This window comes from Sorangium sp. So ce375, assembly GCF_051473855.1.
GTDB lineage: Bacteria > Myxococcota_A > Polyangia > Polyangiales > Polyangiaceae > Sorangium.
Genome location: NZ_CP150335.1, coordinates 4,989,552 through 5,008,844 on the forward strand (window position 1 = coordinate 4,989,552; position 19,293 = coordinate 5,008,844).

Consider the following 19,293-nt stretch of genomic DNA (forward strand, 5'->3'; position numbering starts at 1 on the left):
CTGCGCGCTTGCCGCGTCGTTACGCCGGATCGCGCGCGGGCGGATCGCGCCCGCTCGCGAAGCGCCTCGAAAGCTCAGGCGTTACACTGCGGGAGCCGGCGCGGACGAGGCTCACGCTGGAGGACAGCGGATGAAGCAGCGAGATGACGAGCGGCGCGCGGCCTTGATGGCCCTCCGGGACGGAGTGCGGGAGATCGAGCGGAACGAGGCGCGCCGCGCGGCTCACGAGGAGGTCAGCGCCGGCTGGCTCCGGTACATGGGCCCTGGCTACGGCAACGACATCTGCTCGATGTGCGGCGCGCTCCTCGAGCGGGGCACGTCCTACATGCACTGCGCGCCCTGCCTGGCGACGCGCGGGATCGACGAGCAGGCGCTGCTCGGCGTGTGCGCGCAGGCGATGGCGGAAGACTGGCCGTTCCAGGACCGCCGGCTCGACGGCGGGCGCTGGGCACACGCGCTGATCGCGTTCTGGCGGAATCACGTCGATCCGATGGAGTCGAAGGCGATCCCGTACCGCAACAACACGCTCGAATCGGCCTTCTACTACATGAAGCGGCGCCTCGCGCAGGCGGGGGTCGCGGAGATCTGGACCGTGCCTGACGAGAGCCAGCGTGGGCTCGATCCTGCGATGGTCGTGCGCGCCCAGGGCAGCACGCTGGCGATCGGCGTCACCACGCAGCGGCGCATCGCGACGGCCGACGACGGCGCGCGCGGCGGGCACATCGCGCTGTTCGACGAGTTCCTCCACCTCGCGGGCGAGCGGGAGGGCTTCCTGGTGGTCGAGAAGCTGAGCCGGCGCGCGCGGCGCGACACGCCCGTCCGGGAGATCGTGGTGACCACCGCCGAGGGACGGCGCGTGACGCAGCTCCGCTGCATGCAGGAGGATCGGAGTTGGCCCGCGCCGGCGGCGCTCTGAGCGCTTCGCGGCGCGGGCCTCAGGCCGCGCTACTGCCTGGATTGCTGGTCGATATCGTAGATCTCGGCCGCGACGCCGTCCGCTCCGTCATACGCGCGGCTGGCCCCGCGCCCTCCGATCCCGGCCTCGCCGTTCTCGATGCTCGTGTTCGTCAGCGAGGGCTCGAACCCCGCGTACGCGATGGCGATCGAGTGACCGCCGAGCCCGCCGCCGCCCCGACCGCCTTGACCGCCCCGGCCGCCACGACCGCCGCGACAGGCGGCGTTCAGCGCCGCGGCCTCGCCCAGGGGGCCGCCGAGCCCGCCGTCGCCGCCCTCGCCGCCCGGCTGGCCCTCGCCCCCGTGGCCGCCATTCCCGCCGCGGCCGGTCTTGAGGACCACGTCGTTCAGACGGATCACGGCGGACCCTGCGAAGAGGGCGATGCTGGCCCCGCCGGCGCCGCCGCCGCGGCCGCCGAGCCCTCCGCACCCGCCCGCGCCCCCGGAGCCTCCGCCGGCGCCGCCCGCCGTGGCCGCGAACGGGCACATCTGCGCGCCCGCACCGCCCTTTGCGCCGCCGCCTCCTCCGCCGCCCTGGCCCGGCGTGCCCGGCGTCCCATCGCCGGCGCGCGGGCCGGTATATCCATCCAGGAACAGCGAGCCGAAGCCGGTCGCCCCGGCGCCCGGCACCCCGTCGACCCCGGCGGCGCCATCCTGGCCCGCGGTGCAGCGTCGAGCGCTGGTCTCGCCCTTGCCCCCGTTCATCACGTCGGTCGGAAGCCCCTCGCGCCCGTCCTCCCCTGACGCCACAAGACCCGTCCCTCCGGTGCCGCCGCGCGAGTCGTCCGACCGGTCGTCGGGTGTGCCGCAGGTGTTGTCCACCGGGACCCCGCCGGGGACTCCCGTGGACGTGCACGCTGGGTTGCCGAAGCTGCCCGCCATGCCCTCCTCGGCAGCGCCGTCCACGAACGCCGCGCCGCTCGCCCCCGGCGCCCCGTCGCCCGCCTCGAGGATGCACCGCGTGAAGTGGACCGGGACTCCCGAGCTGTTCGCGGCGATCGCCGAGCTGCCTGCCAGCGCCGTGTGGGTCACCGGGATCGAGCGCGCGATGACGTGGAGATCCTCGATCACCGCCGCGCCCTCGCCGTTGTCGAACGAGAGCGGCGTCTCGCCTTCGGGAGCGGTGAGCGTCGTCTTCTTCGTGTCGCCTATCCAGCGCCAGCCGTCGTCGCAGTCGAGCCCGCCGAAGAGCGAGTGTCCCCCCGGCACGAGCAGCGCCTCGTCGAACGTCTGGGCGCAGACATAGATGCGCCTTCCCCTGTCCGGGGAGAGCTGAAGCGCCTTCGAGATCGTCCTCAAAGGCGCGCGCGAGATCCCCGCGTTGCTGTCGTGCCCCAGGGTGCTCGAGACCCACACCCCGCACTCCGAAGAGACCGCCTTGTTCTTGCTCGGAGTGCAGGCCTCGTCGGACAGGTCGTCTTCTATATACGGGACCGCATCGATGTCTGGCTTATTGAAGCAGCCGCTCAACGCCGCCACGACCGGAATGAACCCCAGACACCGTGCATCAATCTTGAATCGAATCCTCATACTATTCTATTCCGGTCAGCCCTCTGCGTTTTCCACGCAAAGCGACCTGCGCGTGCCGGGCGCGATCGCCACGCCTGCGGCCCCTCACGAGCGCGATCGCCGTCGCCCGGGCGGGGGCGGGGATCACGGCCGCGGCGCGCGAGGGGATCACGGCCGCGCCGCGCCGGCAGGCGCGGGCCGTGTCGGCCGAGTTGCCCATCGCCGCGGATTCCGTGCGAACATCGCCCCATGAGCGCGGACCTGAGGGACCTCGTGCGCGAGCGGATCGAGGCCGGCGGCGGTGAGTCGATCGAAGGCGGCCGCTTCCTGCCGCTCGTCACGCTCGAGTCCGGCGCTCGGGTGGGGCTCGACGGCTCGGGCGCCTGGGTCTTCGCGCCGGAAGGCGGCGGCGCGGCTCAGGCCTTCGCGCCCGAGCGCGGGCGGATCTTCTTCGAAGTGCTGGAAACGAGGCGGGACGACTTCGATGCGAGCATCGAGGCGGCGGCGACGGCCGCGGGCTTGCCCCCGGAGGAGGTGACCTTCTCGTTCCCCGCGGCGGACGTCGTCCGCGCGGTGCTCGCGAGAGGCCTGCCGAGCATGACGCGGCTCGCGCTCTCGTGGCTCCGGTTGACCGAAGTCCGCGAGCTCCGCGCCGAGATCATGGCCGTCTCGCGCGACCCGACGATGCCCGTGCCCATCCGGGACTTGGCGGAGCGGCTCACCGTCCCCGAGTGAGCCCGCGCCGCGCGGCCGGGCCCCCGCCCGAAGGCGGGGCCGGCGCGGGGAGGGAGGTCAGACGGTCGCGAACGCGTCGGCCGGGATGTCGAGCGCGGACGAGTCCTCACGCCCGAGGATCTCGGCGGAGAACTTCGCGTGCGGCAGCACGTTGGCCGCGAAGTAGAGGGCAGCGTGCTTCTTGCCCTCGTAGAAGGCGCGGTCCTTCGCGCCGGCGTCGCCGGCCGGGAGTCCCTCCATGGCCTTGAGCGCGATGACCGCGCCGTCGAGCAGGAGCCAGCCGATCGCGAGCTCGCTCATCATCTCGAGGAAGCGGTTCGCCGCGAGCGGCACCATCGGCATCTTGCCCATCTGGAACCACGAGAGCAGCCGCATGGCGCTGCCGGCGACGGCCTCGTGCGCCTCGCGGAGCTCCTTGACGCTCGCGGCGAGGACGGGGTGCTTCTCGTTCGCCTTCACGAACTCGGCCACGTCGTTGAGGAAGGCCTGCAGGTTGGACCCGCCGGCCTGGCCGAGCTTGCGCCCGACAAGGTCCATCGCCTGGATGTGGTTCGTGCCCTCGTAGATCGAGAAGACCTTCGCGTCGCGGCAGTACTGCTCGACGGGGTAGTCCTTCGTGTACCCGGCGCCGCCGAAGGTCTGGATCGCCGTCTCGCAGACGCGGAACGCCTGATCGGACGAGTAGGCCTTCACGAGCGGCACCAGCAGGTCGACCTGGCCCTGGTTGTAGGCCGCCGCTCGGTCGTCCTTGCCCTGGTAGACGGCGACCGCGTCCTGGTGGCGCGCGAGCTTGACGATGAGCGCGCGGATGCCCTCCACGCGGCTCTTCATGTCGAGCAGCATCCGCCGCACGTCCGGGTGGTCGATGACCGGCACGCGCGGCGCGGTCGCGTCCTTCCACTGGAGGATCGACGAGCCCTGCTTGCGATCCTTCGCGTACTCGAGCGCGTTCAGGTACGCCGAGGACGCGACCGACACGCCCTGCAGGCCCACGGAGATGCGCGCGCCGTTCATCATCCGGAACATCTGCGGCATGCCCTGGTGCTCGACGGTGCCGACGAGCTCCCCGAGGCAGGCGTCGCTCTCGCCGAAGTTGAGCACGCACGTCGACGAGCCGTTGATGCCCATCTTGTGCTCGATGTTGCCGACGACGACGTCGTTCGGCGCGCCGAGCGAGCCGTCGTCGTTCACCCGGATCTTGGGCACGACGAAGAGGCTGAGCCCCTTCGTGCCGGGGGGCGCGCCCTCGACGCGGGCGAGCACGAGGTGAACGACGTTCTCGGTGAGGTCCTGATCGCCGCCGGAGATGAAGATCTTCGTGCCGCGGATGAGGTACTTGCCGTCCTTCTGCTTCACCGCGGTCGTGCGCGACGAGCCGACGTCCGACCCGGCCTGGGGCTCGGTCAGGCACATCGTCCCGCTCCACTGCCCGCCGTACATTCGCTTCAAGAAGAGGTCGCGCTGCCTCGGCGTCCCGAAGTGCTCGATCACCTCAGCCGCGCCGTACGTCAGCCCGGGATACATGTTGAGCGCCGCGTTCGCGCCGCAGAGGAACTCCTCCACCACCGTATAGAGCGTGAAGGGACCGCCCTGGCCGTCGTAGGCGGGCGAGACCGAGACCGACTTCCACCCGGCCTCGTACAGCTTGTCCCACGCGTCCTTGAACCCCGGCGGGGTCTTGACCTGCCCCGCCTCGATGCGACAGCCCATCCGATCGCCGACCGCGTTGAGCGGGCCGAAGACCTCGCACGCGAACTTGTACGCCTCGTCGACGACCATCGAGACCTCGTCGCGCCCCCACGCGTCGTACGGCGCGTTGCCGAGCAGCTCGTCCAGGCGGAATTGCTCGAACAGGAGGAAGCGGATCTCGCGGAGGTCGGCCTTGTAGCGGTTCTGGTGGGTTTGAGCGTTCGACATGGGAGACCTCCTCGTTGCCGCGGCAGGGGGGCGCTGGCAGCCGGTTCCCTTCCCGGTCTTCCGCGCAGCTGCGGCACAGTTCTTCATTCGCCTAGCACGTCGCCGCGCCGCGTCAACATTCGTCCGCGACATGTGGAGAATCGCATGGAGATCCATGGAGATCGGGGCATCCGAGGCGGGGTCTCGGAGGGGCTTCCGCGCCGGGCTCCACGGCGTTGAACTGGCGAGCGGCGCGGCGTAGGCTCGCCCGCGATCGACCATGTCCGACCCGGCTTACATCACGCCCAGCGGGGCCAGGAAGCTGTCCGAGGAGCTCGCGCGGCTCCGTTCCGTGGAGCGGCCGCGCATCGTTCAGGAGGTCGCCGACGCGGCGGCGCAGGGCGACCGCTCCGAGAACGCGGAGTACATCTACGGCAAGAAGAAGCTGCGCGAGATCGACCGGCGGATGCACTTCCTGACCAAGCGGCTGGAGAAGGCGGTCGTGGTCGATCCGTCGGAGCAGCGCGGCGACAAGGTCTTCTTCGGCGCGACGGTCGAGGTCGAGGACGAGGACGGCGCGCGCCACACGTACCAGATCGTGGGCGAGGACGAGATCGACAGCGCGGCCGGGCGCATCAGCTGGCGCTCGCCGGTCGGTCGATCGCTCCTCGGCAAGCGCGCGGGGGACGTGATCACGGTGCGCCGCCCGGCGGGCGAGGCGGAGATGGAGCTCATCTCAGTGCGGTACGGCTGAGCGCCCCACGGGCGCCAAGGCCGGAGAAGGAGACGGGAATCGGCATGAGGATCTTGCACACGATGCTTCGGGTCGGCGATCTCGAGCGCTCGATCGGCTTCTACAGGGATGTGCTCGGGATGCAGCTCTTGTCGCGGCAGGACTACCCGGACGGCAAGTTCACGCTGTGCTTCCTCGGCTACGGGAAGAACCCCGAACATGCCGAGATCGAGCTCACGTACAACTGGGGCGTGGACAAATACGAGCTCGGCACGGCGTACGGGCACATCGCGCTCGGGGTCGACGACATCCGTGGGGCGTGCGACCGCATCCGGGCGGCGGGCGGGAAGATCACGCGCGAGCCGGGCCCGATGAAGCACGGCAAGACCGTGATCGCGTTCGTCGAGGATCCGGACGGCTACAAGGTCGAGCTCATCGAGGAGGCGAGCCGGAGCCGGTAGCCGGACCCGGGACGTCGAGGCCAGCAGGTCGACGTCGACGAGAGGCGTCGAGGCAGGGAAGGGCGCGGAGCGGTAGGAGGCCGGGAAAGCCTCCACGCTGCCGCGCCCTCTCTTTTTGTTGCTTGCGCTCGCCGCGCCTCGCGCTCGCGAGGCGCGGGCGATCAGGCGCTCACGACCGGCGCTGCGTCGTTCGCCGGCTCGGGGGACGAGATCGCGTCGCCCTCCGCCGCGGACGCGTCGTCGGGCGACTTCGTCGGCGGCTCGGACGACGCGCCGCTCGCGGCCGCGGCGGCCTTCTCGGCGTTCGGGCGTCGGCCGCGCGGCTTCTGCAGCAGCGACGGGGCGAGATCGCCGTCGCCGCCCTCGTGCCAGCGCAGGTACGCGACGGCGCGGCGGCACTCCTCGTACGCCTTGGCGACCAGCGAGATCGCGCGGGCGCGGCGATCGGCGGCGTCGGTGATCTTCGGCGCCGCGGACGAGCCCTTGCCGGGCTTCGCGGCGAGCGCGGCGAGGAGGCGCACGCCGAGATCCGCGGCGCGCTCGAGCTCCGCGTCCTCGACCGCCGTCTTGGCGCGGACCTTGTCCCACGAGGCGCGGAAGACCTCGGCAAGCGCGATGAGGTCGCCCGCGAGATCCGCGTGCCCCTTGCCCTTGCGGATGTCGGCGACGCGCTGCTTGTCGAGCAGGTTCCTGTAAGCGAGCGCCTCGGCGGCGACGAGGAGCCCCTCGCGCAGCGTGCCGGCCTCTTCGGTGAGCTTCTTCGTGTCGAGCTCGCTCGCGGGCGTGGTGTAGAGCAGATCGGCGTACCAGGCCGCGAGGACGTAGTCCTCGAGCTCGTCCAGCATCGCGATCGGATGGTTCGGGAGATCCCGGACGATCTCGTCGCGGAGCTCGCGCAGGTGGGGCAGGGCGGAGAGCACGGAGCTCACGGCCCTGGGGACCTCGACGTAGACGGTCACGAGGTCGTCGGGGCCGAGCTCGAGGAGCTTCGGCTCAACGCGGCCGTACGCAGCGAGCGCGGCGGCCGGCGAGGACGGGAGAACGGGAGCAGGTGCTGCTTTCGGGGGTCGCGCCATACAGGTGTCTCCAGCGGAGGGCGCGCACACTGCCAGACGAAAGCGCGAAGGGAAAGGGGGACCGCGCGATCTCCGTCGGGGGACGCCCTGGCAGGTACAGACTGTCCGACCGGGCGCGCTGTGCTCTGGTAGATTGCGGCGCGAGGACTCACGACATCATGTACGCGATTGCGATCATCCGTTACAGGCGACCGCTCGACGAGGTGCTGACGGCCGTCGACGTCCACCGCGCTTATCTGAAGGGGCTCATGGAGCAGGGCCTCGTGCTCGTGTCAGGGCCGCTCGATCCCCGTTACGGCGGGGTGCTCCTGCTCCGGGTGCCCGACGAGGGCGCCGGGGCGACGCTGGATCGGATCCGGGACGGCGATCCCTTCACCCAGAAGGGGCTGGCGCAGTACGAGCTCCTGCCCTGGGCGCCCGTGTTCGGGAAGGAGGAGCTCGACAGGGTCTTCGCCTCGAAGCCCTGACAGCGAGCGCCGCGCCAATCATCGCGAGGCGGAGGGAGGCGGAGGGAGGCGGAGGGTAGACAAGTCCGCGGATGCATGACGCAAATCCGCCGCACAGCGGCGCGGCGCCGTCGCTATACTCGGCGAAGACCAGGAGCGCTCCGCCGTATGCCGACGCCAGACTCCGCCCAGTTCCTCGGCGATCCTCAGGTCCTCCGCGAGGGGAACCTCGTGAAGGGCACGCTGATCGGCTCCCGCGCCGAGGCCCTGCGTCAGCGCTACGGCCAGCGGGTCGTGGCGGATCTGAGCCGGCAGCTCTCGCCGCAGGCGGCCCGCTACCTCGACGATCCGCCGATGCCGCTGGCCTGGCACGATATGGCGCCGCTCCTCGAGATCGACTGCGCGCTCCTGCACGGGCTCTTCGCCGGCAGGATGGAGAAGATGCGTACCTTCGGCGCGGAGATCGCCCGGCAGGACCTGACGACGACCTACAAGACGATGGCTGCGGCGGGCTCGCCGCCGGTGCTCGTCAAGCGCTTCGGCCTCATCTACAGGACCTACTTCAAGTACGGCGACTTCAGCGTGACGGCCATCGGCGACGCCGCGGGGACGGCCACCCTCTCGGGCGGCGGCGTGCCTCTCTACATGTGCAGCCACGGCATCTCGGGGTGGATCGAGGCGGGCCTCGCGCTCCTTGGCAGCCGGCGCAGCGCGGTCGAGCACACGGCCTGCAGGCACCGCGGGGCGCCGCGCTGCGCCTGGTCGATCTCGTGGTGATGAGGGGCGAGGGGGGCGGGCGGCCGTCGATCGATCGCTCCGCGCGCCCCGCGCCTTCAGGCGGCGACCCGGCCGTCGCCCCCGAACGCCGCCTGCGCGAGCAGCCGCCCTAGCGCCTCGGCGCTCTCCTCCCACGACGGCGGCGCCGCCTCGGCAAATGCTTCCTCGTCCCAGGCTCGCCCGAGCGCCTCGCGGAGCGCCAGGCCGAGCGCCCCCGCGTCACGCGGCGAGACGAGCAGGCCGGTGCGTCCCGACGTCACAACATCCGGGATGCCCCCCACGCGGGTGGCCACCACAGGCCGCGCGGCCGCGAGCGCCTCGAGCACCACGTTCGGGGTTCCTTCCGCCCAGCTCGGAAGCGTCAGCAGATCCGTGGCGGCGAGGTGGCGGGCAACCACGGAGAGCGGCCGCGCCCCGACCGCGATGATCCGGCCGCGCTCCTCGCGCAGGCCGGCCGGCTCGCGATCACGCCGCGCGGCGGCCAGCTCGACCGCAGCCCGCTCCGGGCCGTCACCCACGATCACGAGATGGACAGGCTCGCCTCCGTCCCTGCCGAGCGCCTCGAACGCGCGCAGCAGCTCGTGGATCCCTTTCTCCCGGCTGACGTGCCCGACGAAGGTCACGATGCGCCCGCGCGCCGGGAGCCCGAGCTCGCGCCGGGCAGCGCGCCGATCGGCCGGGCGGAAGAGCGCGCGGTCGACCCCGTTGCGGACCAGGATCGCGCGCTCCTTCGGTGCGCCGAGCGCGACGAGCGACTCGACCATCGGCCGGCTCACGCCGATGGCGTACGCGGCGGACCGGAGCGCGCTGCCGACGAGCGGCCGCACCGAGCGCCAGCGGGCCACGACGTTCACGTCGGTGCCGTGAGCCTTCACCGCGTAAGGCAGGCCGAGCATCCGGGCGAGCAGCGCCGCGGCGCAGGCGTCGGGGTAGAGCCACGCCCCCAGCACGACGTCGAACCGACCCCGCAGCCGCGGGACGTACGGAAGGAGCCCGGCCAGGTAGAGCGGCGCGTTCACGGGCGCCAGCACCCGACCGGCCCCCGGGAGGTACGGCGCGCGCGCGTGGACCACCGGGACGCCATCGATCTCGTCGCGCGCAGGCACCGCGACCAGCCGGCCCGGGCGCGTGCGCTCGCCCAGGAGCGACACGCCCGGGTGGTACGGGATCGCCGCGAGCACCTCCACGGAGCAGCGGCGCGACAGGGCAGCGAGCTGCTGCCGCTGGAAAGCACACGACAGCGGCTCAACCCGGTTCGGAAAGATGCGTGTCACCCAGAGGACGCGCAGCGGCCTCGACCAGTCCGCCTCCCTCTTGCCCACGTTCACACCCCACTTCATGACGTAATACATATTACGTTTCATTCCTCCCCCCTCAGCGGGGGCAGCGATGGACTCCGGGGTCCGTCTCGCCCCTTCGGCGCACGTCCACGCCGCGAGCGCGCGCCGCGCACGCCCTGGCCCCCTCCCCGGAGCGCTCCGGCGCCGCTGCGCGGGCCTGATACGCAGCGCCCCGCGGCAGGCCGAGGTCAGATTTGTAATGTTGCAAACATTATCGAACGTGGGACGCTCCCGGCGCCGGGCGTGCTGCCGGGGAGGGGCGGCCGAATCGGGTCGCTCCGCGCCGCGGGGCTTGCCGCTCGACAGCGAGGGGGCGCGTGTTCTCGTTCGTCTTGCCGATGTGGGACTCCGACGTGACGGCGCGGGGGGCGGTGGAGCACAGCGTGGCGTCGAACGTCGGGGACGTGGGCTCGGGAGCGCTGATGGCGGGCGTCGTGGGCTCGATCGAGGGCTCTCTCCGGGGCGAGGTGTCGCGTTATGGGTTCAGCGTCGATGGGAGCTACGAGCGGGTCCTTCAGGTCTCGCTCGGCGCGGATCGCGTCACGCCCTCCTCCGACAGCGCTTCGGCGCGGCTCGGCGGGGGAGCGGGCTGGGCGCTCTCACCGCTCGCGGACCTCTCCATGGCCGCGGCAGGTTACCTCGCGACCCGCCTCGGCGTGCGCGCCGACGACGCGCTCGCCGCGCGCGATCCCTTCCTGTCCGGTGATCGCCTGCAATACACGCTCTCCGCCGGACCGGCCCTCTCCATCACCGCGTCGCGGCGGTCGTCCGTGCGCCTCGGCGTCGGCTACGAGCAGGCGGGCGCGCTCTCGGCCGACGACCCCGCGGCGGTCGGCGTCGACGCGCACACGGGGCGCGCCGAGGTGAGCACCTCCGTCGACCTGGGCGCGCTCGACACGCTGACACCCGAGCTCAGGTACGAGTTCACCCAGTACCGGCACGCGCTGCTCGACACCGAGCTCACCCGCGGCGCGGCCCGCGTCCACGCCGGCGCCGCGCTCCTCTCCGAGTCTCACGAGCTCACCCGGAACGTCTCGACGCGCATCTCCGGCGGCGTGACCGTCGCGAGCCCACCGCCGGTGCTGTCGTCGCGCGACGCGGTGATCGCGCCGGCGGCGCGGCTCGGGCTCACCTACGTGGAAGAGCGCTATCGGCTGACGGCGGGCTATGCGTATTCCTACACGTCGCTCGGGCCGCGGATCGGCTTCGGACACGAGCACGAGGCGTCCGTCGAAGCGAGCTTTCGGCCCGCCCGGGGCGGCGCGACCCGCGATCTCATCGTGACGGGAGTCGTTCGCTTCTCGACCGGCACCGCCCCCGTCGCCGCCAATCCACCGCTCCATCTGGCCCTCGGCGCGCCAGCGCCCTCCAGGGAAGGGTCGCTGTCCACGATCACGGCGCTCGCTGGCGCGGAGATCTCCTATCCTGTGTTGCGTGGGGTCGCGCTGAGCGGCGGCGTCGACCTGGAATACGTGCGCGCCGCGCTCGATCCTGCGCCGAGCGCAGGCGAGGCCGGCGGCTCGCTGAGGAGCATCGTCACGGCCGGGATCTCGGGGACGCTGTCGACGGACCGACACCGGATGATCCGCCGCGAGCCCGACGGCGCGTGGGATGACGAGCGCCGCAGCGCGATGATCCAGGGAATGCCCTCCGGCCGCTGGCAGGCGCCCGAGCCGGGCCGCGAGCCCGACGACCGCGGCGATGCCTCCGGCGAGACCCCGGACGAGCCGCAGCCCACGCGCGCCGGCCCGCCCGCGACACGCGACACGCGATAAAGCCCCCTCAACACCCCCATCGCGCTCCCGGCCGGGCGCCTACCCGCGTCGCGGATCCGCCTCGGTGCACGCGGCGCTCAGGGCTCGACGTATGCAGTCCGTCGCCGGCGTTCCCGCGCCGCGACTCCCTACGACAGCCCGCACGTCATCAGCGCATCCTGGCCGCGACAGCGCCGATTTCGCCGCGCCCAGCCTCGCTCACGGCGGCTCAGTCCGCCGTCATGGAATCAGATTCGTCGGAGGCATCTGGCGATCTGCCCCGGTCTGCCCTACTGTAGGTTCAACTACAACCGTGTGTGCCCCGCCAGAGGCGACGCGCCGTGACGCGTGACCGCCCGGGGCGCGGGGCTAGACGAGTGGAGGGACGATGCTGGAGCTGTTCCGGTCGCCGCGCCGGGCCATCGTGTGGTTTGTCGAGGCCAGCCTGCTCTCGCTCCTTGTGTGCTGTGCGCCGGGCGTGCTCGTGGGCTGGGAGCACACGCTCGATGGGGAGCGCTTCGGACGGACAGCGAGCATCTCGTTGGTCGCTCTGGCGTCGCTCTACTATCATGGCCTGTACGGGCCCGAGCCTCCCAGGGCACGGGCGCTGTTCCTGACGACGTTCCGGGCGCTCGGCCTGGCAGCGGCGGTGCTGTGGCTCGCGTTCTGGCTCGTGCCGGACGCGCAGATCGGCGACCGGGTGCTCCTGACGTCGCTCGGGGCGGCGGCGCTCGTGCTCCCCGCGTGGCGCGCGGCGTGCGATCGGGTGATGAGGAGCGAGAGCTTCTCGAAGCTCGCGGTCGTGCTGGGCTCGGGCGAGCTCGCCCGCTCGTGCGCGGCCCTCATCCGGAAGGACGGAGAGGTCCTCGGGCTGCGCCTTGCCGGCCGGCTCATCCGAGATGGGGAGCCGATCGACGAGGCCGAGATCGTGGGGAGATACCGCGACATCCGGCGCCTGGTCGAGCAGCGCGGCGTCGGGGCGGTGATCGTGGCGACCTCCGATCGCCGCGCCGCCTTCCCGCTGGAAGAGCTGCTCGATCTGAAGCTCCGCGGCGTCGAGATCGAGGAGGGCATGGATTTCTACGAGCGGGTGACCGGCAAGATCTACGTGCGCGAGCTGAAGCCGAGCCAGATCATCTTCTCTCACGGGTTCAGCGTGCGGCGGCGGACGCTTGTCGCGAAGCGGATCTTCGACGTCGTCTGCGCGACGGCCGGGCTCGTTTTCGCGCTGCCGCTGATGGCGCTCACAGCCGCCCTGGTGAAGCTCGACTCCAGGGGGCCGGCGCTCTATTCGCAGATCCGGACAGGCGCTCTCGGGAAGCCGTTCAGGATCCACAAGTTCCGCTCGATGAGGACCGACGCCGAGAAGGACGGGGCCGCGTGGGCCACCGAGAACGATCCGCGCGTGACCCGCGTCGGGCGGTTCATCCGGAAGACGCGGCTCGACGAGCTGCCGCAGCTCTGGAACGTGCTCGTCGGCGAGATGAGCATGGTGGGGCCGCGGCCCGAGCGCCCCGAGTTCATCGACGCTCTGGAGAGGCAAATCCCCTTCTTCCGGCAGAGGCTCTTCGTGAAGCCTGGAGTGACGGGGCACGCGCAGGTGCGCTGCCGTTACGGCGCGTCCGCCGAGGACGCGCTGGAGAAGCTCCAGTACGATCTCTATTATATGAAGAGCTTCTCGCTCTGGTTCGATATCTCCATCCTCATCGACACCGTGAAGGTCGTGCTCTGGCGCATCGGCGCACGGTGAATGGAACCGGCAGCCGCCCCGTGCAATGGCTGCGCTCTTTAACGCCGGGCCCGGTGGCGCGCCCTCTGCAGAGAACGCCCGGGGGATCGGCGGGCGCCGGTCTCCGGGGGGTTTGGCGATGAATTTGTGGACGAGGGCGAGCGTCGTGAGCTCGGTGTTTCTGGTCCTGGGCTGCGCGGAGCTGGACCCGGAGCCGGGAGAGAGCGTCGCCGTCGCGACGAGCAGCCTGAACGGCTCGACCTTCCGCTTCATCGAAGGCGGAGAGGTGCCTTACGTGCTCGGCTTCTCGCCTGAGAGCGGCCAGATCCTCGGCGGAGCCCACCAGCTCCTCATCCCTCGAACCGACGGCCGCGAGGCGATCGACGGCGCCAACTTGCCCTCGCAGCTGCACCCTGATCTCCGCGGGTCCCTGCTCCAGCTCAACTCGACGCTCCGAGAGGGCGAGGCGCAGTCGACCGCGTTCGCCTCCAACTGGTGGCCGCAGCGGCAGAACGGCATCGCCGATCGCTGGAACTCGGCCTACAAGAACTACACCGATCGGACCTCCGACCCGGACAACATCTCTCCCGTCGAGAAATACGACGTCCTCTTCCACTCGGGGCAGATGGAGATGCTCGGGAGCATCGCCACGTGGAGCCTGGACGACCTCCGGAGACCTACGTACCTGCGCAATCCTCCCTATATCCAGCCGGCGGTGGTCGTTGCCGGTCCGGCCACGCGCTGGGAGCTCCAGCATCACGGGCTCTACCAGGGTGTCTATCCGGAGTACTGGTGGGGGCACTGCAACGGATGGTCGGCCTATGTCGCCGCCGAGGGTGCCGGTCCGCGCCGCGACGTCCGGGTGAAGCTCGTCAACGGCAAGGTGACCGAGTGCGCCGCGGACGCGCCCGGCTGCGTCTTGTTCCACATGGCGGACATCGAGGCGCTCATGAGCGAGCTCTACTTCAGCGACTCGGTGACCTTCTCGGGGCGCCGCTGCGAAACGCGGGCCGATCGGACGATGCGCGACGTCTACGGCAGGCCCCTCGACCCCGCCTGCCGCGACCTCAACCCGGCCACCATGCACGTCGCCATGACCCAGCTGCTCGGGGTCGGAGCGAAGCCGCTCCACACCGATTCGACCCAGCGAACGCGGCTCATGTTCGTCGTCGACCACACCTGGGACGTCGAGGTGTGGAGCTTCCCCGTCAAGCAGTTCTCAATCGACACCATCGAGGAGGTGGACGTCCGGCAGGCGGCGCGGCTCTTGTGCGGCGGCGCGTATGCGGGCGCCGACTGCTACAATTACAGGTTCAACCCGGCCGCGACGCGCTTCGTCCGGGTCGCGGCGCGCTTCTGGATGATCTCCGATTCGGTCACCGGCGATACGCTGCTCACGCCGCCCGAACAGCGCGACGTCCCGCTCTCCGTGTCGGAGCTGCACTACGTGCTCGAGCTCGACGACGACCTCACCATCCTGGGCGGCGAGTGGATCAAGAACCCCTCGATCGTGAACGGGGTCAACGGCAAGGAGCTCCATCCGGATTATCTCTGGATCCCGGTCCGGGCCCAGGGAGCGGGCGAGGACGACGACGATCTCGGGGGCGCCGAGGACAACCCCTACATCTCGTATGCGAAGGTCAAGGCGCTGCTCACGCTCTCGCGGAGCGACTGAGGCGATGCGCGTTACGCGCCACGAGCCCTGAGCGGCTGGCGAGGGGGGCTACCCAGCGGCCTGATCGCGGCGCGGTGAGGGCTCAGCGAGCGCCGGCGTCCGGCTCCCATGAGCAGCGGGCGACCGCGTGCGACCACGCGTCGGAGATTCTAGAAGCGTTGGCGGGGTGGACGGGACTCGAACCCGCGGCCTCCGGCGTGACAGGCCGGCGTTATAACCAACTTAACTACCACCCCAGACGTCAGCGATCCGCTCGCTCAGCGAGCGCTGAGCCTGCTCGGCTTTGCTTCCCACGAGAATGCTCGCCACGGGCCAGACCTCCTCGCCAGCCTGCATCGACTGATACAGGCCAACCGAGGGAGGCTCGGACGAGCATCGACTCAGATGACAGGAAGAAAGCTGGCGGGGTGGACGGGACTCGAACCCGCGGCCTCCGGCGTGACAGGCCGGCGTTATAACCAACTTAACTACCACCCCAAACTGACATCTCTACAGCTCACCCAGGCCCCTAAGCCCAGGAGTGGGCGGGACAGGGGTCGAACCTGCGACCATCGGCTTGTAAGGCCGACGCTCTGCCGCTGAGCTACCCGCCCCGTCGGAGAGGTGCGCGACTGTACTCGCCGAACGGAGTCCGTCAAGATTTATTTCTCGTCGCCTCCGTCCATGGCCGATCCAGCCCGCGTCTCCGCTCACGTTCCCCGTTCTCCGTGCCGTCCGCCCAGCGCTGCCTCACAGGCCGCCGCACCGCGGGGGGACGTGGGCGCTGCCGCTCGGCTCCAGTTCCGGTTCCGCCTTGCGTCGCTCCTGTGCTGCGCCTGCGATCGCCGTCACGAACACACCGGACAGACCGGCGAACAGAGCCGTCGAGCCGCGCGACAAGCGAGCTCATCGATACAATTACAGCGCAAAATTCCCATGTGTCCGCGCTACGCTGTGCGTCAGCGGCGGTGGCCGTGTGTACGCGTAGTTGAGGAGATAGCAACGTATGGCGGAGAAGATTGGCATCCTCGTCGGCTGGGAGCAGTCGTTCCCTCAGGCCTTCCTCGAGAGGTGCAACAAGGTTCCGGGCGTCCGGGCAGAGATCGCGAAGCTCAGCGGGACGCCCGAGCGGTTCGAGAGCCCGTACCGGGTGCTCATCGACCGGATCAGCCAGGAGGTGAAGCACTACCGCTTCTACCTGAAGGCCGCCGCGCTCGGCGGGGCGTTCGTGATCAACGATCCGTTCTGGTGGAGCGCGGACGACAAGTTCTTCGGCTACTCGCTGGCGTCGCAGATCGGCATCGCGATACCGCGCACCGTCATGCTGCCCCAGCGCGACTACATCCCGGCGATCGTCAAGGAGCGCAGCCTCCGCAACCTCGAGTATCCGCTCAACTGGGAGGCGATCATCGACTACGTGCGCTTCCCGGCCATCCTCAAGCCCGCGGACGGCGGTGGATGGAAGGACGTGTCGGTGGTGCGGAACCAGGAGGAGCTGCTCGCCGCCTACAACAGCTCGGGGCAGAACGTCATGACCCTCCAGGAGTTCATCGACTTCGACGACTACGTCCGCTGCATCTGCGTCGGCAGGGATCGCATCCTCCCGATCCAGTACGACCCCAAGGCGATCGGCCCCACGGGGCTCCGCGGCTGCTACGTGCAGCACGAGGACGAGCGGTGGCTCCCGAAGGCGCTGCACGACCGCGTCATCGAGGACGCGACAAAGATCAACAACGCGCTCGGCTACGACATGAACTCGGTCGAGTTCGCGATCCGCGACGGCGTCCCGTACGCGATCGATTTCACGAACCCGGCGCCGGACATGCACGTCGAGCACCTGCGGGAGCGGTACTTCAACATCGCCGTCGACTGGATGGTCGCGTTCGCCGTGGAGTGCGCGCGAGGCGACCGGCGGACGAGGGACGGCTACGCGTGGTCGAGGCTCGTCCGGCCCTCCGTGGGCAAGGTCCGGCTAGGGGCGACAAGGTCATGACCACGGTCGAGGGGCTCCTCGACGGCCAGTTCACGCTGGGCATCGAGGAGGAGTTCCAGATCGTCGACGCGGAGACGCGCGAGCTGCGGTCGTACGTGAGCCAGCTGCTCGAGGGGGGGCAGGGCCACGAGCTGCTGCGCGGCCGGGCCCGCCCGGAGATGCACCAGTCGGTCGTGGAGACGGGCACCGGCATCTGCCGGGACGTCCGGCAGGCGAGGGGAGAGCTCGTCGAGCTGCGCGGCAGCCTGAAGGCGCTCGCGCAGCGAGGGGGGATGCGGATCGTCGCGGCCGGTACGCACCCGTTCAGCGACTGGAAGACGCAGGAGATCACCGACGGCGAGCGCTACCGGTGCATCGTGGAGGACCTGCAGGACGTCGCGCGCGCCAACCTCATCTTCGGGCTGCACGTCCACGTCGGCATCAAGGATCGCGAGGTGGCGATGGCCCTCGCGAACCAGGTCCGCTACTTCCTGCCGCACATCCTCGCGCTGTCCACGAGCTCGCCGTTCTGGCTCGGCCGCTCCTCGGGGCTGAAGAGCACGCGCAGCGAGATCTTCAAGCGCTTCCCGCGCACCGGGATCCCGGGGCTCTTCGAGTCGTACGGCCACTTCCAGCGCTTCGTCGACCTGCTCGTGAAGACGGGCTGCATCGACAACGCGAAGAAGATCTGGTGGGACGTGCGCGCCCACCCGTTCTTCGACACGGTCGAGATCAGGATCTGCGACATGACCACGCGCCTCGACGACACCGTGGCGCTGGCCGCGCTCGTCCAGGCCGTCATGGGCAAGCTCTACCTCCTCTACCGGCGCAACCTCGGGTTCCGCGAGTACCGGCAGGAGCTCATCGAGGAGAACAAGTGGCGCGCCGTGCGCTACGGCATCGATGGGCAGCTCATCGACTTCGGCAAGCAGGAGCAGATCCCCGTCCGCCTCCTCGTCGGCGAGCTGCTGGAGTTCGTCCAGGAGTCGGCGGAGATCTTCGGTTCGCAGGACGAGATCGAGCGGATCCGGACGATCCTCGACGAAGGGACGAGCGCCGATCGCCAGCTCGCGGTCTACGCCCGGACGAAGAGCTTCGAGGCCGTGGTCGACGATCTGATCGAGCAGTCGAGCCTCGGGCTGTAAGGCCCCGAGCGGTCCGGCGGCGGGAGCCGCCACCGCGACGCCCGCGGCCAGGAGGCGCGCTCCTCCCGGCGGCGGGCGGCTCCGACGGGGCGCTCGGCGCGGCCGGAGCGGCGGGGAGGCGGCCGGCGGCCACGGCGAGGCGGCCGCCGGCCGGGGCGCGCGGCGGCGCCCCCGTGCGAGAATTTCTGCTCGCGCGCTGGCTCTGCTACCGTGCGGCCGTGGGAAACGCTCCGCATCGCTGCGTCGCAGCTCTCTCGGTGAGCTGTCTGCTCGCGCTGTCCGTCGCCGCGGGCGCCGCGGGTTGCGCGTCGACCGAGTACGTCAACGAAGGGCCTGGCCAGCCGACGCCGCGGGCCTCCGGCTCGCTGCCCCCCGGATCGGTGGGCGTCTGCAAGCAGCCGCTCACGAAGCGGCCGCCCATCGTGAGCGAGGAGCTCTGGGCGCACGCGAAGCCGTGCACGCCGCGCACGCCGCCCTCGACCATCCGGCTCGGCTACGCGAAGGATGCCTCCGCGGGCGCCGGCGCCGATCCGGAGGCCGAGCAGCTCGTCGAGAAGGTGCTCGCGGCGCTCGCCGAGGGGACGAAGCCCGACGGCGGCAACAACCAGGTCACGAGCGCGATCCGCGCGGTGCGGTCCTACGCGGCGAGGAAGGACGAGCTGCGCGCCCGGATCGCACGGGACTCGGCCTCGGAGCAGGCGTGCGACGTGACCTACCTGCTCAACACGATGTCCGCCGCGCGGAGCAAGCTGTCCGGAGGCGACGCCTGCACCGCGGAGGTGTTCGACCCGGAGACGCGCGCCGACGCGTGCCTCTTCGATACGAAGCGGCCCGAGGGGCTCTGGCTGTCGAGCGGCTGGTCCTGCATGACGTTCACCGGCGAGCTCGGGAACGAGGCGTCCTGCCACCAGCTCTGCGGTTACGACGACTACTGCGCGCGGCAGGTGTACTGCGCGGCAGGCGACGTCAACCTCCTGCTCTGCGCGCTCGGCGTCTGCCTGCCGGAGCCGTCCGCCGGCGTCAGGTGACCGGCCGCGTGGCCCGCGGCCGGCGCTGAACCCACGGCGCGCGGACGGGGGTGCGGGCGCGCGGAGCTCCTCCGCCAGGAGGGC

Annotated in this window: 16 protein-coding genes and 3 tRNA genes; 12 read left to right on the forward strand and 7 right to left on the reverse strand. The window is 70.7% G+C overall.

The annotated features are described in order from the left end of the window. The first annotated feature begins 130 nt into the window (after nucleotides 1–130). Nucleotides 131–916 carry a hypothetical protein gene (locus WME90_RS18490; RefSeq protein ID WP_437282474.1) on the forward strand — a complete coding sequence of 262 codons (786 nt, stop codon included), beginning with the start codon at nucleotides 131–133 and terminating at the stop codon, nucleotides 914–916. Nucleotides 917–945: 29 nt separating this feature from the next. Here WME90_RS18490 and WME90_RS18495 read toward each other — a convergent pair whose 3' ends face one another. Next, nucleotides 946–2,484, reverse strand: a complete 1,539-nt coding sequence (locus WME90_RS18495) for a PGRS family protein (RefSeq protein ID WP_437282475.1) — start codon at nucleotides 2,482–2,484, stop codon at nucleotides 946–948. A gap of 228 nt (nucleotides 2,485–2,712) precedes the next feature. On the opposite strand from WME90_RS18495, the gene WME90_RS18500 reads away from it, so the two are divergent. After that, entirely contained in the window at nucleotides 2,713–3,198 is a 486-nt protein-coding gene (locus WME90_RS18500) for a hypothetical protein (protein ID WP_437282476.1), read from the forward strand. A 57-nt stretch (nucleotides 3,199–3,255) separates the two neighbouring features. Here the strand turns inward: WME90_RS18500 and WME90_RS18505 are convergent, their stop codons facing one another. Continuing rightward, nucleotides 3,256–5,115, reverse strand: a complete 1,860-nt coding sequence (locus WME90_RS18505; protein ID WP_437282477.1) for an acyl-CoA dehydrogenase — start codon at nucleotides 5,113–5,115, stop codon at nucleotides 3,256–3,258. A gap of 259 nt (nucleotides 5,116–5,374) precedes the next feature. Here WME90_RS18505 and greB point away from each other — a divergent pair, with 259 nt between their 5' ends. After that, nucleotides 5,375–5,848: a transcription elongation factor GreB gene (greB, locus tag WME90_RS18510; RefSeq protein ID WP_437282478.1), complete on the forward strand. Its 474-nt coding sequence runs from the start codon at nucleotides 5,375–5,377 to the stop codon at nucleotides 5,846–5,848. Nucleotides 5,849–5,892: 44 nt separating this feature from the next. Further along, on the forward strand, nucleotides 5,893–6,288 hold the full coding sequence (gene gloA, locus WME90_RS18515) for a lactoylglutathione lyase (RefSeq protein WP_437282479.1): 396 nt from the start codon (nucleotides 5,893–5,895) through the stop codon (nucleotides 6,286–6,288). Nucleotides 6,289–6,449: 161 nt separating this feature from the next. On the opposite strand, the gene WME90_RS18520 is transcribed toward gloA, so the two are convergent. After that, nucleotides 6,450–7,364 carry a hypothetical protein gene (locus WME90_RS18520; protein ID WP_437282480.1) on the reverse strand — a complete coding sequence of 305 codons (915 nt, stop codon included), beginning with the start codon at nucleotides 7,362–7,364 and terminating at the stop codon, nucleotides 6,450–6,452. A 158-nt stretch (nucleotides 7,365–7,522) separates the two neighbouring features. On the opposite strand from WME90_RS18520, the gene WME90_RS18525 reads away from it, so the two are divergent. Both WME90_RS18525 and WME90_RS18530 read left to right on the forward strand, forming a co-directional pair. Next, entirely contained in the window at nucleotides 7,523–7,831 is a 309-nt protein-coding gene (locus tag WME90_RS18525) for a YciI family protein (protein ID WP_437282481.1), read from the forward strand. A 147-nt stretch (nucleotides 7,832–7,978) separates the two neighbouring features. Continuing rightward, a complete protein-coding gene (locus tag WME90_RS18530) occupies nucleotides 7,979–8,587 on the forward strand; it encodes a hypothetical protein (RefSeq protein ID WP_437282482.1) in 609 nt (202 codons plus the stop codon). Between the two features lie 56 nt (nucleotides 8,588–8,643). Here the strand turns inward: WME90_RS18530 and WME90_RS18535 are convergent, their stop codons facing one another. Then, nucleotides 8,644–9,951, reverse strand: a complete 1,308-nt coding sequence (locus tag WME90_RS18535; protein ID WP_437282483.1) for a glycosyltransferase family 4 protein — start codon at nucleotides 9,949–9,951, stop codon at nucleotides 8,644–8,646. Nucleotides 9,952–10,244: 293 nt separating this feature from the next. Here WME90_RS18535 and WME90_RS18540 point away from each other — a divergent pair, with 293 nt between their 5' ends. The 3 genes from WME90_RS18540 to WME90_RS18550 all read left to right on the forward strand — a co-directional run bounded on the left by WME90_RS18540 (nucleotide 10,245) and on the right by WME90_RS18550 (nucleotide 15,085). Continuing rightward, a complete protein-coding gene (locus WME90_RS18540) occupies nucleotides 10,245–11,702 on the forward strand; it encodes a hypothetical protein (protein WP_437282484.1) in 1,458 nt (485 codons plus the stop codon). A gap of 367 nt (nucleotides 11,703–12,069) precedes the next feature. Continuing rightward, nucleotides 12,070–13,431, forward strand: a complete 1,362-nt coding sequence (locus WME90_RS18545; RefSeq protein WP_437282485.1) for a TIGR03013 family XrtA/PEP-CTERM system glycosyltransferase — start codon at nucleotides 12,070–12,072, stop codon at nucleotides 13,429–13,431. A gap of 145 nt (nucleotides 13,432–13,576) precedes the next feature. After that, nucleotides 13,577–15,085: a hypothetical protein gene (locus tag WME90_RS18550; protein ID WP_437282486.1), complete on the forward strand. Its 1,509-nt coding sequence runs from the start codon at nucleotides 13,577–13,579 to the stop codon at nucleotides 15,083–15,085. A gap of 159 nt (nucleotides 15,086–15,244) precedes the next feature. On the opposite strand, the gene WME90_RS18555 is transcribed toward WME90_RS18550, so the two are convergent. The 3 genes from WME90_RS18555 to WME90_RS18565 all read right to left on the reverse strand — a co-directional run bounded on the left by WME90_RS18555 (nucleotide 15,245) and on the right by WME90_RS18565 (nucleotide 15,678). Then, a tRNA-Asp gene (locus tag WME90_RS18555) sits at nucleotides 15,245–15,321 on the reverse strand. Between the two features lie 164 nt (nucleotides 15,322–15,485). Next, a tRNA-Asp gene (locus WME90_RS18560) sits at nucleotides 15,486–15,562 on the reverse strand. Nucleotides 15,563–15,606: 44 nt separating this feature from the next. After that, nucleotides 15,607–15,678, reverse strand: a tRNA-Val gene (locus tag WME90_RS18565). 392 nt (nucleotides 15,679–16,070) lie between these two features. Between WME90_RS18565 and WME90_RS18570 the strand changes: the two genes are divergently transcribed. The 3 genes from WME90_RS18570 (at nucleotide 16,071) to WME90_RS18580 (ending at nucleotide 19,209) form a co-directional block, all read left to right on the forward strand. Beyond that, nucleotides 16,071–17,057 (forward strand): ATP-grasp domain-containing protein, encoded by a 987-nt coding sequence (locus WME90_RS18570; protein ID WP_437282487.1) that lies wholly within the window; start codon nucleotides 16,071–16,073, stop codon nucleotides 17,055–17,057. Continuing rightward, nucleotides 17,054–18,181, forward strand: a complete 1,128-nt coding sequence (locus WME90_RS18575; RefSeq protein ID WP_437282488.1) for a carboxylate-amine ligase — start codon at nucleotides 17,054–17,056, stop codon at nucleotides 18,179–18,181. Before WME90_RS18570 ends, WME90_RS18575 begins: the two co-directional genes overlap by 4 nt. Nucleotides 18,182–18,438: 257 nt before the next feature. Then, the gene (locus tag WME90_RS18580; protein ID WP_437282489.1) at nucleotides 18,439–19,209 is read left to right on the forward strand and encodes a hypothetical protein; all 771 of its coding nucleotides are present in this window, start codon (nucleotides 18,439–18,441) and stop codon (nucleotides 19,207–19,209) included. Nucleotides 19,210–19,293: the final 84 nt, after the last annotated feature.